This window comes from Pseudochrobactrum sp. Wa41.01b-1, assembly GCF_019464455.1.
Classification (GTDB): domain Bacteria; phylum Pseudomonadota; class Alphaproteobacteria; order Rhizobiales; family Rhizobiaceae; genus Pseudochrobactrum; species Pseudochrobactrum saccharolyticum.
The window spans coordinates 778,755-793,726 of record NZ_CP080493.1 but is presented as its reverse complement, the minus strand read 5'-3'; the positions used below and the strand labels follow the sequence as shown (position 1 = coordinate 793,726).

The 14,972-nt window shown below is 52.2% G+C and carries 12 protein-coding genes; 10 read left to right on the top strand and 2 right to left on the bottom strand.

Translation table 11 applies throughout. The features are described from left to right. Nucleotides 1–748: 748 nt before the first annotated feature. Nucleotides 749–1,495, top strand: coding sequence for a tetratricopeptide repeat protein (locus tag K1X45_RS03765; protein WP_183956639.1), 747 nt, complete (start codon nucleotides 749–751; stop codon nucleotides 1,493–1,495). A gap of 62 nt (nucleotides 1,496–1,557) precedes the next feature. Here the strand turns inward: K1X45_RS03765 and xth are convergent, their stop codons facing one another. Next, nucleotides 1,558–2,382 (bottom strand): exodeoxyribonuclease III, encoded by an 825-nt coding sequence (xth, locus tag K1X45_RS03760; protein ID WP_220159883.1) that lies wholly within the window; start codon nucleotides 2,380–2,382, stop codon nucleotides 1,558–1,560. An 80-nt stretch (nucleotides 2,383–2,462) separates the two neighbouring features. Continuing rightward, on the bottom strand, nucleotides 2,463–2,789 hold the full coding sequence (erpA, locus tag K1X45_RS03755; RefSeq protein WP_075654866.1) for an iron-sulfur cluster insertion protein ErpA: 327 nt from the start codon (nucleotides 2,787–2,789) through the stop codon (nucleotides 2,463–2,465). Between the two features lie 265 nt (nucleotides 2,790–3,054). On the opposite strand from erpA, the gene K1X45_RS03750 reads away from it, so the two are divergent. The 9 genes from K1X45_RS03750 to tatC all read left to right on the top strand — a co-directional run bounded on the left by K1X45_RS03750 (nucleotide 3,055) and on the right by tatC (nucleotide 14,849). Next, entirely contained in the window at nucleotides 3,055–4,254 is a 1,200-nt protein-coding gene (locus K1X45_RS03750; protein ID WP_220159882.1) for a deoxyguanosinetriphosphate triphosphohydrolase, read from the top strand. Between the two features lie 128 nt (nucleotides 4,255–4,382). Further along, entirely contained in the window at nucleotides 4,383–6,140 is a 1,758-nt protein-coding gene (argS, locus tag K1X45_RS03745; RefSeq protein ID WP_220159881.1) for an arginine--tRNA ligase, read from the top strand. A 189-nt stretch (nucleotides 6,141–6,329) separates the two neighbouring features. After that, entirely contained in the window at nucleotides 6,330–9,902 is a 3,573-nt protein-coding gene (locus tag K1X45_RS03740; RefSeq protein WP_220159880.1) for an SPOR domain-containing protein, read from the top strand. 132 nt (nucleotides 9,903–10,034) lie between these two features. Further along, nucleotides 10,035–11,057, top strand: coding sequence for a beta-N-acetylhexosaminidase (nagZ, locus tag K1X45_RS03735; RefSeq protein WP_255560525.1), 1,023 nt, complete (start codon nucleotides 10,035–10,037; stop codon nucleotides 11,055–11,057). Between the two features lie 37 nt (nucleotides 11,058–11,094). Further along, nucleotides 11,095–11,997 (top strand): ScpA family protein, encoded by a 903-nt coding sequence (locus K1X45_RS03730; protein WP_370627065.1) that lies wholly within the window; start codon nucleotides 11,095–11,097, stop codon nucleotides 11,995–11,997. Continuing rightward, the gene (gene scpB / locus K1X45_RS03725) at nucleotides 11,994–12,743 is read left to right on the top strand and encodes an SMC-Scp complex subunit ScpB (protein ID WP_370627064.1); all 750 of its coding nucleotides are present in this window, start codon (nucleotides 11,994–11,996) and stop codon (nucleotides 12,741–12,743) included. Before K1X45_RS03730 ends, scpB begins: the two co-directional genes overlap by 4 nt. A gap of 286 nt (nucleotides 12,744–13,029) precedes the next feature. After that, the gene (locus K1X45_RS03720; protein ID WP_022711486.1) at nucleotides 13,030–13,254 is read left to right on the top strand and encodes a twin-arginine translocase TatA/TatE family subunit; all 225 of its coding nucleotides are present in this window, start codon (nucleotides 13,030–13,032) and stop codon (nucleotides 13,252–13,254) included. 111 nt (nucleotides 13,255–13,365) lie between these two features. Then, nucleotides 13,366–14,016: a Sec-independent protein translocase protein TatB gene (gene tatB, locus K1X45_RS03715; protein ID WP_220159879.1), complete on the top strand. Its 651-nt coding sequence runs from the start codon at nucleotides 13,366–13,368 to the stop codon at nucleotides 14,014–14,016. Next, on the top strand, nucleotides 14,013–14,849 hold the full coding sequence (gene tatC / locus K1X45_RS03710) for a twin-arginine translocase subunit TatC (protein ID WP_022711484.1): 837 nt from the start codon (nucleotides 14,013–14,015) through the stop codon (nucleotides 14,847–14,849). Before tatB ends, tatC begins: the two co-directional genes overlap by 4 nt. The last annotated feature ends 123 nt before the right edge of the window (nucleotides 14,850–14,972 follow it).

The window sequence follows — 14,972 nt, the reverse complement described above, 5'->3', positions numbered from 1 at the left end:
GTTTGCGATAGTGCCTGCGATTGCTGCGGCGCTGCGGCTGTCGTCTGTAAGGTTGAGGTCTGCGCCCCGAAGCAGATGGTTTCATAAGGCGGACTATAAGGTGCTGTTGCCTGAAGAAAAGAGGATTATCGCAAGCACGGCTGAAATCGTATCTGTATCTCTGCTGACACACAGAGAATCGATTCTGGACAGCGATTCTTGAGGAAATCCTGCTTCTCTATAAAACCAAGATTTATAATCACTTGCTTAACTATATTTCGCAACGGGATGACAACTATGACGCTCTGAAACCGGATTGTTTTGTGGTTTTAGGATGGGAATTTTATATATCAGCGTAAATTTGTGTTGTTTTGGTAACAGTATTTACCTTTCAGCCGCGCTAAGGTTCACGGAGACGAACTTGGCCTATTTCCCGCCATAAATGCGGAGCACCGATAGGAGGCAGGCAAAGTTTAGTCCTGACAAAATGTGAAACAATCTTTGCCCTTCATTGAGGTCGGTAATTGCAGAATTCTAGTTTTTTTCAAAAAAATCCGCAGGTTAGCGTGCAGTCTTGCATGATGACTTCAGGTGCGGGCTCTGCTGAAGGAAATCTGTTTAGCCGACTTTATTCACAGGTCGCAATCTTGCCTGAAAAAATGGCTAGTTTTTCTCATCTTGTTAACTTGTCCTTTACCAAAGTTATTTTGGCAAACGATAATGAAAGAATGCTGTCGTGATCGGGTCGTTTAAGAAAATCGCGTATTCTGTGTGTGGAGCCGGTGTTGCACTCTATCTGGTGTGCAGCAGCGCGTTTGCTTTTGATATTCCGGACAATGCGGACAAGAAGAGCAATCCGTTTGAGGTTTTCAAATTCGGGGTATCCGCCTTTAAGAACGGCCATAAGGATGAAGCGCTGAAAGCTCTGCGCTATGCGGCAGATCAGGGACATCCGGGCGCGAACTGGAAACTGGCGAGCATGTATGCTCAGGGCGACGGTGTTCCGGAAAACGATTACGAAGCCTATAAAATTTTTGAAAAAATCGTCCATGAAGGCGCAGAGCCGGGTTCGCAGAACGAATCTTATGTGGCCGGTGCACTGGTGCAGATGGCACGCTATCTCAAGCGCGGTATTCCCGGCACCCCTGTGAATTCCAATCCCGATATGGCCCGTGATCTCTATGTGCAGGCCGCATCCAATTTTGGCGACTCGACTGCCCAATATGAGCTTGGCGCTATGCTGCTCAAAGGTGACGGAGTAGAGAAGAACAAAACGCAGGCTGCACGATGGTTCCAGCTGGCTGCCAGAAAAGGCAATGCCAATGCGCAGGCTATGCTCGGCAATATGCTGTTTCAGGCCGGCAAAACCGTTCGCGGCCTTGCGATGCTGACGGCTGCTTTTGAGCGTTGTTCGGATCAGGATTGCGAATGGATCCGTGCGATGCAGGAACAGGCGTTTTCGGTTGCCGGTGAGGCTGACCGCCGTAATGCGATTGCACTTGTCGGCCAGCACTAGCACTTGTTTGTTTTACTCTGAGTAGAAATAGTTGTGCAGGTACCGCAACTTAGCAAACTGATTCAGTTTGCGGCGCTATAGTCTTCTAATCTTTGAGATAATTTATTCCAGCAGCTAAGCTGAATAACAACCGGCACATGGTCAGATGGTTTGTCCCATGCGCGTGTGTGTTTCTCGATTTCCGCACCATCGAGCAGATTGGCAGCTTCCGGCGACAGCATAAGATGGTCAATGCGGATACCGTTATTCTTCTGCCATGCACCGGCCTGATAATCCCAGAACGAGAACATTTGCTCATCACTGACATTGCGGATCGCATCATAAAAGCCGAGATTTTCCAGACGACGGAATGCCTGTTTGCTCTGTGGCAGGAACAGCGCGTCATTCACCCAGTTTTCCGGATATTTGGCATCAATCGGCTGCGGGATGATGTTGTAGTCACCGGCGAGCACCAGCGGCTCTTCCAGTTCCAGCCGCTCTTTCGCCCAGTTTTCCAGACGCTGCATCCAGCCGAGTTTGTAAGGGTATTTTTCTGTATCTACCGGATTGCCGTTTGGCAGATAGAGCGAAACGACACGGATCACGCCTTTTTCCGTGGTAAAAACGGCTTCGATAAAACGTGCCTGCTCATCGCTGTCGTCACCCGGTAACCCGCGATTGACTTCAACCGGTGAGACCTTCGAGAGAATGGCAACGCCGTTAAAGCCTTTCTGACCGTGGGTTTCCACGTGATAGCCGAGGGCTTCAATTTCCAGCCGCGGGAACAGATCGTCTACGGATTTTATTTCCTGAAGGCAGGCCACATCAGGCTGGCATTCCTGCAACCAGTGCAGCAGATTTTCGATACGTGCTTTGACACCGTTAATGTTCCATGTGGCAATTTTCAAAGCCGTATCCCCGTATTGAGTTTTATAAAAAAATCTGCCGCATTTCAGATTATGCGGCAGCTATTCATGACAGAAACCGGTCAGATTGCGAAACTGACACCGCAGCCGCAGGATGACGTGACATTCGGATTGTTGATCTGGAAGGACTGTCCCATCAGATCGTCAATGAAATCGATAACCGAACCGTCAATATAAGGCACGGAAATGCTGTCGATCAGCACTTTGGCACCGTCTTTTTCAATAATCAGATCATCATCATTGGTATCGCTGACAAGATCGAATTTATAGGAAAAGCCTGAGCAACCGCCGCCCTCAACGGAAATACGCAGGGCTGATTTGTCGGCTTGCTTTTGCAGAATTTTGACAATGCGTTTGGCCGCCGCATCGGATACGGAAATGTCCGTCATAATAGTCACCTTAAAATCATGGGCGGTTCAAGTTCCGCACAGGATATATGTTGATAGGACTGTAATATAGGTCAGCAGGGCAGAGGGCGCAATCTCCTGTCACACGTCATTTGCCCTAAAGTTTTATACTGCGCTGCATATCAAACCTGTTATTTTGCACTGCAATCATGATAATGCAGCAGAGTGCAATTGTTGCGAAAGGCCTGATGTGCTTTGCGCAAGCTTGCGGATTTTGGTTGATGAAACACAAATCATAACAGGAAGAATGATGGACAGTATTGGTTTCGGCTATCGTGAACGTGCTCCTTATGCATGCGACCCTGCGCAAACGCGCGGACGCTTGGTGCATGAGACCGAGAGCCGAACACGCACGCCTTATCAGCGTGACCGCGACCGTATTATCCACTCAACTGCTTTCCGACGATTAAAGCACAAGACACAGGTGTTTATCGCTCATGAAGGCGACCATTACCGCACAAGGCTGACCCACACGATTGAGGTGGCGCAGATTGCCCGTGCTTTGGCGCGTGCATTGCGGCTGGATGAAGATCTGGCAGAAGCCGTGGCGCTGGTGCATGATTTCGGCCATACGCCCTTTGGCCATACGGGCGAAGATGCCCTGAATGAGAAAATGGCGGATTATGGCGGCTTCGATCATAATGCGCAGTCGCTGCGCATCGTGACCTTGCTGGAAAAACGCTATGCGGAATTTGACGGGCTCAACCTGTCATGGGAAACGCTGGAAGGTCTGGTCAAACATAACGGCCCGCTGACCGGCCCTTATTCGGATGGTGAGCCGGTTCCGGGTTCGATCCTCAAATATAATGAGCGGTTTGATCTGGAGCTTTCCGGCTTTGCCAGCCTTGAGGCGCAATGCGCGGCCATTGCCGATGACATTGCCTATAATGCCCATGATATTGATGACGGTCTGCGTTCCGGTCTGCTCACGCTGGAGCAACTGGAGGAAGTACCGCTGACACGGGATATTTTGCAGGAAGTGCAACGCCTTTATCCGAAGCTTGATCCGGTGCGTCGTGGCCATGAACTGATGCGCAGGCAGATCACCCGTATGGTTGAAGATGTGATTGCGCATGCGCAAGAGCAAATCAAGAAATTCAATCCGCAGAGTGTGGATGATGTACGCTCGGCCAGCGAGATGATGGTCGGTTTTTCGCCGGATATGGCGATTGCCGAGAAAACCTTGAAGAAGTTTCTCTACCGGAATCTCTATTTCAACGCGCAGGTCGTGCCGATCCGCAAAAATGCCGATCAGGTCGTGAAAGACCTGTTCGATGCTTATATGACGGCGCCGGATGCGATGCCTGCCGACTGGCGGGCAGGGATTGCCGGTAACGAGACTTCAGCCTTTGCGCGCCAGATTGCGGATTTTCTTGCAGGCATGACTGATAATTATGCCGTGCGTGAACACCGACGATTGTTTGACCATACGCCCGACTTGGCTTAAACGGGCTGCAAAACTGCCATTTCTGACTGTGTGATTTGCGAGGCGCTGAGCTTCCCCATTGCATGACGTTCAATTGATTGAATGTGAATTGCGGCTTGCTCCGCATTTATGTTCCGACAGGACAGATTATGAATATCTTTGCTGATTTCGACGTTAAAATTAAAAAGACACTGCAAGATCTTGGTTTGAAAGACAAAGACGGCGGTGAACTGGATGTTTCCCGTGTTGGTGTTGAACCGCCGCGCGATGCTACGCATGGTGATATTTCCACCAATGCGGCCATGGTGCTTTCCAAGGCGGTTGGCAGCAATCCGCGTGAACTGGCAGCCAAAATTGCCGAAGCGCTGAAAGGCGATGCAGATGTTGCATCCGTTGATGTGGCAGGTCCGGGCTTTATCAATCTGCGTCTGAATGATGATTACTGGCAGCGTCAGCTTGGCGTTATGCTGGCAGAAGGCACCGATTACGGCCGTTCGAAAATGGGCGGTATGCGCAAGGTCAATGTGGAATATGTTTCCGCTAACCCGACCGGTCCGATGCATGTCGGCCATTGCCGTGGCGCGGTTGTCGGCGATGTGCTGGCCAATCTGCTGAAATTTGCCGGTTATGACGTAACCAAAGAATATTACATCAATGATGCCGGTGCGCAGATTGATGTTGTCGCCAAATCCGTGATGCTGCGTTACCGCGAAGCACTGGGCGAAGATATTGGCGAAATTCCTGCCGGTCTCTATCCGGGTGATTATCTGGTGCCGCTGGGTCAGGCACTGGCCAAAGAATTTGGCTCGTCGCTGCTGGAAAAGCCGGAAGAAGAAGTTCTGCCGCTGATTAAAGACCGTTCGATTGATGCCATGATGGCGCTGATCCGTGATGATCTGGCCTCCCTCAATGTGCATCATGACCTGTTCTTCTCCGAGCGCAGCCTGCATGCTGACCATGCCAAGCTGATCCGCACCGCGATCAATGATCTGACGCTCAAAGGCCATGTCTATAAAGGCAAGCTGCCGCCGCCAAAAGGCCAGCTGCCGGATGACTGGGAAGATCGTGAGCAGACATTGCTGCGTTCAACTGAAGTCGGCGATGATATGGATCGTGCGCTGGTTAAGTCTGACGGCAGCTTCACTTATTTTGCTGCGGATGTTGCGTACTTCAAAAACAAGTTTGATCGCGGCTTTGAGGAAATGATCTATGTGCTCGGCGCTGATCATGGCGGCTATATCAAGCGTCTGGAAGCGGTGGCCAAGGCTGTTGCCGAAGGTAAGGCTGAACTGACCGTGCTGATCTGCCAGATGGTCAAGCTGTTCCGCGATGGTGAACCGGTGCGTATGTCCAAGCGTTCAGGCCAGTTCATCACACTGCGTGATGTGGTGGATGAAGTTGGTTCCGATGCTGTGCGTTTCATGATGCTTTACCGCAAGAATGACGCGTCGCTGGACTTTGACTTCGCCAAAGTCACCGAGCAGTCCAAAGACAATCCGGTATTCTACGTGCAATATGCATCTGCGCGTGCGAACTCGGTTTTCCGTCAGGCAAAAGAACAGCTTGGTCTGGAAAAAATCGAGCGTGAAGAGGCGGCAAAATACCTGTCTCTGCTCACCGATGAGAGCGAAGTGGCGCTGGTGCGTAAGCTTGCCGAATATCCGCGTCTGATTGAGACTGCGGCTATCCATCAGGAGCCGCACAGGCTCGCATTTTACCTCTATGACCTCGCCAGCGCGTTCCATTCTCAGTGGAATCGTGGCTCGGACAACCCGGACTTACGTTTTATTAAGGTTAACGATACAAACTTGTCACTTGCCAGGTTAGGGCTGGTGCAGGTTGTTTCTGATGTCTTGGTATCCGGATTGTCGATTATCGGCGCGGATGCTCCGACAGAAATGCGCTGAATAGAGTGAGGGCGGTTTAAGTTACCGCCTCTGATATTCAGGTAAAGACCGGCACGAAAGGCGCATTTGCTGCGTTTTCGTGCCGTTTTTGCAGGAAACTACTGTCAAGTTTTGCCCACATTGCCTTGCTATATTAGCAATGATTAGGGAGACGTCGGCGGGCGCTCCAGTTGAAATTAGGAAAACGCCATGACTGACAGTAGCGTGACGGGCCGCAATCAGAATCACAGTGATATTCGCGACGAATCGGCGCGGGATAATGATCCGCTGTTTGAATTGTCGCGCATTTTTGGCTTTGATGAACCGGCAGAACAAAAAAATATGCAGAATGCGCAGGCTGAACCGGAAATGTCTTCCGAGATGAGCCTTGAGCGGGAACTGATGGCAGATTTCGACGCTGAATTCGCGGCGGACTTCGCTGCTGAACCGGCACAGCCAGCCAGCAATTTCCAGCCGCAGGATGAAGCGTTCAGCCCTGTTCAGCAGGCAGCTACAGAGAGCCGCTCTTACCAGCAGGCTGTCGAGCCGCGCTTTACCGGCTATGCGCCGTTGCAGCGTGCCTATGCAGAAGAAAAAGCACCGGAACAGTCCCAGCCTGCCTTTCAGCAGGATATTCCGCAATATTATGCGGAAGAGCAGGATTATACGACTGCGGAACCGCAGAATGCTTATTATGAGGCCTATTCCGATCTGCCTCAGGATGCAGCATTTTCAGAGCCTGTACAGGCTGCGAATGAAGATTATTTCTCTTCGCTGGAAAATGAGCTGAGCCAGAGCTTTGAACCGGAAGCCGCTCCGCAGGTTGCTGCCGATCCGTATTATCAGGAGAACCAGTATGCCCAGCCTTATCAGGCGGGGTATGGTTCCCATGCGCCTGAATATTCGGAAGTCACGGCCAATGTTTCGCAAGAGCAGGCCGCTCAGGATTTTGATCTGCCTGAACTGAATGCAGATGATTTCGATTTTTCTGATATCGGCCGTGAGCCGCAACAGGAATTTGTTGCCCAGAGCTATGACAATGTTTTTGCGGAAAACGAGGCTTACCGCCCTGTGAATGCAGCACAGCAGTCTGATACCAGCTTTGAGGATGAGCTTTCATTCCTGCTGCAGGATGAAGCACCTGCTGCGGCACCGGCTCAGACGGATAATTATGCTTATCAGGCACCGTTTGAAGCAACACCTGAAGCAACGGCCTATGCTGATCCGGTCGCGGCTTATGAGGATGAAGTTGTTCCGCTAACTGATATCGAGCCATTGTTTGATGCGCCGTCCATTGAGGTTGCCCCTGCTGTTGCCGATTTTGACGGTCAGGAGCCGGTCGCGGATCATCATGCCCATGCAGATATGCAGGGCGAGGATGATTATACGCAGGCTGCACCGGTGCAGAATTACGATCAGATTGATGATGAGTTCTTTGCAGCTCCCGATCTGAGCCGCTTGCCAAACCGCACAGCCAGCGCCCAGACCAATTGGGAAGAGGACAGTGCTGATACAGCTGAAGCTCCGGTTGCCAGTTCCTTCGCGGATCTGTTCGGTGCCAGATCACAGTCTGATTACGCGGAAGAAACAACCGAAACCTATGAGCCGGAACAGGCTGTCGCTTTTGAAGAAGATCAGCAGACTGAAAATTTCAACTTCGGCGATGATTTCTACGAAGCAGAAGAAAATGCGCCCGTTGCAGAACAGGCCATAGAGCAACCTTATGTACCGGAGCCGGCGGCTCCATCGGCGTATAATGAGCCGGAGGCTCCATTGACGTATAATGAGCCTGTGGCTCCGTTGGCGCATAATGCAGTGCGTGGTTATTCTTCCTACACATTCGGTGCAGCGACACCGGCAGCTGCGGCTGCAACCACATCTGCAGCAAGTACAGCAGAACGCTCTGTCAGCAGCTTTGCGGATACGATTGCAGCTATTCCGTCTGCCTATGCTTCGCAGCCTGTGCGTGATGCCGCTCCTGTTGCAGCTTCCTACGAAGAACCAGCCTATGAGGAGCCGGTCGCGGCGGATAATTTCTTCAGCAACGATGATTTCGATTTCTCATTTGATGAAGACCTGCAGCCTGCCGATGATTTCGCCATTGCAGAAGCATTGGAAGAACTGCCGCTTGATCTTGATCTGAATGATGAACCGGAAATTCCGGCCTATCAGCCAGCTCAGAGTGTGGCCTCCAAGCCGTTTGTACCGGCACCGGAAATTGAATCCGTTGTTGTGTCGGAAAACAAGGTTGAGCAGACACAGGCGCTCGATCTGCCTGAGGTCAGCTATGGCGATGATGTTAAAGAAACGGGGCTGAACAGTCTCGAATCAGAATTTGCAGAAATTTTCAGCACGATCAGTGTGAATGAAGCTGCCGCACCGGATACAACCAGTGAGGCGGATAAGGCTTTTGAAAATATCCTGCAGGATAATTTCGCAGACTATCATACGAGCGTCAAAGCTGAGCCGGAAGACACCGGTTCCAATGGTGCAGGTTTCGGCACTATTGCCGGTGCTGCAGCTGGTCTTGCCGGTGCAGCCGTAGCGCGGGCAGCTTTGCGTGGATCTTCCGCGCAGAGCGGTGCAGGCCAGACAGGCAATGCCACGCAGGATGATTATTATAATCACTGGGCGGCTCAGGGCGCGCAGAATAATGATTTCGACACCTATAATCTGTCCGAGAATTTTGCCCGTGATGAGGATGACTATACGGAAGCCCGTCCGCGTGAAGAGAACCCGTTGCGTAAACCTATCCTCTGGGCATCGGTCGCTGCAGCAGCTCTGATCGTTCTGGGCGGCGGTTACTATATGCTCAAATCCGGCGGTGTTGTCGGCGGCGAACCTGCAGTTCTGCGGGCTGACAGCCAGCCGGTTAAAGTCCAGCCGGAAAATCCGGGCGGTATGGTTGTACCAAATCAGGATAAGGCTGTTTACGATCAGGTTTCCGGTACCAAACCTGCTGCGCCTGAACAGAAAACCCTTATCAATACGGAAGAAGAGCCGGTTGATGTAGGCCTGTTGCAGGGTGCAGATGCGGAAGAAGACCGTTTGCTGTCGGATGAACCGGAAAGCACCAATAGTGCAACGCCTCCGGCTGCCAATAATCCGGCACAAGAGGCTGAGCGTGAGCTGGTAACACCACGTACGGTTAAAACCATGGTCGTGCGCGCTGATGGTACAATCGTACCGAGTGAAGCACCGGCGGCCACTGCGCCTGCAAATAATAATGCAGCTGCAACCGATAATGGTCTTGATGAGGCATCCCGCCTGATCAGCCAGAGTGCTGTTCCTGAACGTCTGGGTACTGATGCACCGGCACCTTCTGCACAGAGTGCAGCAGCACCGCGCGTTGTACAGACGCAGACTTTCACCGCTTCCGGTGAACAGGTCAAACCGCGTGAAGTGACAGCTGCACCGGTTGTGCCATCCCGTCCTGCCGAACAGCCGGTTAATGTTGTGGGCAATGTGGAGCGTCCTGCGCAAAATACCGCGCCGCAGCAGGTTGCCAGCGCCACTGCGCCTGCAGCCAATGTTCCTGCGGGTACATGGTTCATTCAGATCGCCTCGCAGCCGAGTGCAGAACTGGCGCAGAAGAGCTATGCCAATATGAGCTCGCGCTATGGCAATGTTATCGGTGGTCGTGGTGTTGATATCAAAAGAGCGGATATTGCCGGTAAGGGTACTTATTACCGTGTCCGTATTCCGGGTGGTACCAAAGCTGAAGCCGCAGCGCTCTGTGAGCGTCTGAAATCTGCCGGCGGCAGCTGCTTCCCGACACTCTGATCTGAAAATATGTAAAACAAACATGAAATGCGCTGTGTATCTTTAAAATACGCAGCGCATTTTCTCTTTATGGGTTATGCAGAGAGCATTATCTGATTTGTCATATTCCAATAGGCGAGGAGCATTGCCGCAATGACATTTAAAGCCATGATTACCGGTTTCGAAGGTACAATGCTGACCGAAGCCGAGCAGGAACTATTCCGTCGTGTGCGTCCGTGGGGCTTTATTCTGTTTGCCCGCAATGTGGAAAGTCTGGAGCAGTTGCGCGCATTGACCGCGCAAATCCGCGATGTAACCGGACGGGATGAGACACTGATCTTTATCGATCAGGAAGGCGGACGTGTGCAGCGCCTGCGCCCGCCGCTGGTGCCGAACTATCCGTCAGCGTCGCAGATCGGTGCGCTTTATGAACAGGATGAAGAACAGGGTATGCGCGCCGCCTGGCTGCTCGGCCGTCTTCATGCTTTTGATCTGATGGGCGTTGGCATCAATGCCAATTGTCTGCCGGTGCTGGATGTGCCGGTTGAAGGCTCTCATGAGGTGATCGGCTCGCGCGCTTACTCCTATGATCCGGAAACTGTTGCGGTATTGGGCAATGCGGTTGCTGAAGGGCTGATGGCCGGTGGTGTGCTGCCGGTGATGAAACATATGCCGGGGCATGGCCGTGCATTTGCCGACAGCCATAAGGAACTGCCGAGCGTTGATGCACCTTTGAGCGAACTCTGCGCCCGTGATTTTGTACCATTCTGCCAGCTTGATGATCTGCCGGCCGCTATGACTGCGCATATTGTTTACAAGGCGCTCGATCCGGAACGTCCTGCAACGCTGTCGCCGGTGGTTATCAATTGCGTGATCCGTGATATGCTGGATTATGACGGTTTGCTGATGAGCGACGATATTTCCATGAAGGCGCTGTCCGGCAATCTGGATGATATTGCCCGTGAGATTATCGCTGCCGGTTGTGATGTGGTGCTGCATTGCAGCGGCGTGCTGGAAGAAACCATAGCCGTTGCCGCTGCTATTCCTGATCTGAAAGATGAGAGTCTGCGCCGTGCGGAACTGGCTGAAGTCTTTGCAGGTGAAGCGGATCTGAGCAATGAGGCAGCGATCCGTGCGGAATTTAACGCTTTATTCCCAGAGGTCGCTGTTGCCTGATAGTCAGGCAGAACTTCAATAAATAACAGGCCGGATGATGAGTACCGAAACCGCAAAGACGGATAATCCCCAGACACCAAAGGCCGATGTGCCGATGGATGATCTGTGGCAGTCAGAGACGGCACTCATCATTCCGCCTGACAGTGCGGAAGATCTGACCCTGCATGTGGATGTGCAGGGTTTTGAAGGGCCGATGGATTTGCTGCTGCATCTGGCACGCAATCAGAAGGTTGATCTGACACAGATTTCTGTGCTGGCACTTGCCGAGCAATATCTGAAATTTATCGAGCTGGCACGCGACCGAAAGCTGGAGCTGGCTGCCGATTATCTGGTGATGGCGGCATGGCTTGCCTATCTCAAATCGCGTCTGCTGATCCCTAAAGTCAAAGATGAGGATGGCGAGACCGGCGAACAGCTGGCTTCCGTTTTGCAATTCCGGTTGAAACGGCTTGAAGCCATGCGTGATGCGGCGGGCAAGCTGGTCAATCGTGACCGGTTGGGGCGCGATGTATTTGCCCGTGGTATGCCGGAAACGGTGCTGGTGGAAAAGACCAGCCTTTACAGCGCTTCGCTTTATGATCTGCTCACGGCCTATGCCTCGCAGCGCCAGAGACAGGCGGTTTCCCATGTACAGATTGCCAAGCGCACAGTCTGGTCGCTGAAAGAGGCGCGGGTGCTGCTGGTGCGCATGGTTGGGGAATTGCAGGATTGGGTGGCGCTGGATGCGTTTCTGCTGGATTATATTGCGCGACCGGAAGACCGTGCGAGTGCGATTGCCAGTTCTTTTGCCGCCAGTCTTGAGCTGGTGCGTGAAGGGCGGATGGAATTGCGCCAGAATGCAGCTTTCGAACCGATTTTTGTACGCGCTGCCGAACGCAAACCGGTAAGCAGTGTGCCAGATGATCTGAAGGCGGATCGCGAAGATAAGGATGAAGCGTGAGCGAGACTGAAATTTTGACAGCTGCTGAGGCTGAAATGCCGATCATATCTTCCGATGATACCAATCCGTCCGTACCGTCACGCGAGGCGCTGGGTGATGTGGTGCGTATGGTTGAGGCGATTATTTTCGCGTCTTCCGAGCCGGTGACGGAGAAAATGCTGTCGGAGCGACTGCCGCTGGATGTGGAACTGTTGCCGGTGCTGAAAGTGCTGCAAAGTGAGTATCGTCTGCGCGGTGTCAATCTGGTCAAAGCCGGTGACGGCTGGGCGTTTCGCACAGCATCGGATTTAAGCTTTCTGATGAGCCGCGATCTGGTCAAACAGAAGAAACTGTCGCGTGCGGCGCTCGAAGTGCTGGCGATTATTGCTTATCATCAGCCGGTAACCCGTGCGGAGATGGAAGATATTCGCGGCGTGGAAACCTCAAAAGGCACATTGGATGTGCTGATGGAGACCGGCTGGGTGAAGCTGCGCGGCCGCAGACGCACGCCGGGGCGTCCGGTGACCTATGGCACGACAGACAGTTTTCTGGATCATTTCGGTCTGGCAGAGATTCGCGATCTGCCGGGTATGGATGAATTGCGCGGGGCAGGGCTGCTCTCCGCACGTCTGCCTTCGAATTTCTCTGTGCCGGTGCCGAGTGTGCGGCCGGATGAATTGCTGGCGGATGAAGACCCGCTGACTGCCGGTGATATTGAAGAGCTAGGTCTTTTCATGCCGAAGGTCGAGGATGAACAAGATAAATAGCCCCTTTTTGCTGCTGTTACTGTTAAAATTGTCATAATTCTGTGCTTGTTAACTTTTAAGCAGCGGCGGGGTTGCAGCCATTTCAAACAGCGGCACGTTACCGGATAAGGGCTTCAGCGGGGTTCTGCCGGATAAATGTTTTTTATTTTTGTAACTATGCTGTAGAACAAAGAGAAATTTCACCGGTTCTGTTTGAACAATGCTGTGATTGCGCTTAAATAGAGACTGAATTTGGATAATCCTGCTCCGGTATGAATATGCCGCGAGAGCATTTAGGGGATATAAGATGGGTAGTTTTTCGATCTGGCACTGGCTTATTGTTCTGGCGGTTGTGCTGCTGTTGTTTGGCCGCGGCAAAATTCCTGAACTGATGGGCGATGTTGCCAAGGGCATCAAAAACTTCAAGCAGGGCATGAACGAGCCTGAAGAAACCGATGTTGCTTCTTCCAAGACCATCGACAATGAGACCGGCGAACAGGTCAAGCCGACGAAGAAAACGACAAAACTGTAATTACAGATCATTCTGCCGGACTGTGCCGCCTTATGCGGCGCAGAAAGACTTTGGCCACGCGTTCGCTTTGAACACAGGCCAAAGGCGGACAGATGGTGAAATGGAACGCCGATGTTAGATATAGGCTGGTCGGAGCTTCTGGTAATTGCGGTTGTTATGATCGTTGTTGTCGGCCCGAAGGATCTTCCGAAAATGTTGCGCGCCTTTGGCAAGGCAACAGGAAAGCTGCGCGCCACGGCGAACGAGTTCCGGACGCATTTTGATGAAGCTATGCGTGAGGCAGAGCTGGACGAAGTCAAAAAGACAATTGACGGCGTGAAGCAATATGACCCGCGCAAAACGGTGACGGATATTTTTGAACCGGTGCGCAGCGCCGGTGATGATTTGCGTGCCAGCCTGAATAATGCATCGCCGAAGCCGGAGGAAACACCGGCCGTGCCTATGGATTCGCCGCTGGATCTCTCTGAAATCAAAGAGGAAGAGGCGAAAGCGGCAACGCCTGCTGCACAGCCTGTTGCTGCAAAGCCTTCAGCTGCTGTTGCCGAGCCTGCTGCTGCCGAACCGGTGAAAAAAGCCGCGAAACCCAGAGCTTCAAAAACTACGGCTGACACAACGGCAAAACCTGCTGCAAAGAAAGCGCCGGCAAAAAGCGATTCTACGGTTAAAGCTGCACCGGCAAAACAAGCCGCAGAGAAAAAAGCTGCTGCACCCCGTGCAAAAGCCGCAGCGAAAACAACGAAAAAGACAGGAACTGAGCAGTGAGCAGTGATCAGGATGAAATAGACCAGAGCGCTGCGCCTTTGCTTGAGCATCTCATTGAGCTGCGCCGCCGCCTGATCTGGTCGATTGTGGCCTTTTTTCTGGCCTTTGTACTCTGCTTTGCTTTTGCCAAGCATCTCTTCAATTTGCTGGTTCTGCCTTATCAATGGGCGCTGGACTGGGCAGGGATGGATCGCAGCAAAGCCGCATTGATCTATACCGCACCGCAGGAATTCTTTTTCACGCAGGTGAAAGTGGCGATGTTCGGCGGTCTGGTTCTTGCCTTTCCGATGATTGCTTCGCAGATTTACAAGTTTGTTGCGCCCGGCCTTTATAAGCATGAGCGTATGGCATTCCTGCCGTTTCTGGTCGCTTCGCCTTTGCTGTTCCTGCTGGGTGGCGCGCTGGTTTATTTCTTCTTCACACCGATGGTGATGTGGTTCTTCCTTGCCATGCAGCAATCGGGTGCGGATGGCGAAGTGCAGATTTCTTTGCTGCCGAAAGTGTCGGAATATCTCAGTCTGATTATGACGCTGATTTTCGCCTTCGGTCTGGTGTTCCAGCTGCCGGTTATCACATCGCTGATGGCCAAGGTCGGATTGGTGACTGCACAGGGCCTGCGGGATAAGCGCAAATATGCGATTGTGATTGCCTTTGTGGTGGCTGCCGTGCTGACACCGCCGGATCCTGCAAGCCAGATCGGTCTTGCTATACCGGCAATCCTGCTCTACGAAATCTCGATCTGGCTGGCACAGATGATTGAGAAGAAGCGCGCTCAAGCCGAAATTCTCAATAATCTCACCCCTGCAGATGATAATGAGCAAAAATCGTCCTGATTTTCGTATCATGTGATAGAAATTGAAGGCAGCATTTATGCTGCCTTTTCATGCATTGCAGCGGATCAGTTGTGATCGTGTTGCGATATAAGAGCCTGCCGTAACCGCTTGTTGTGATTACGG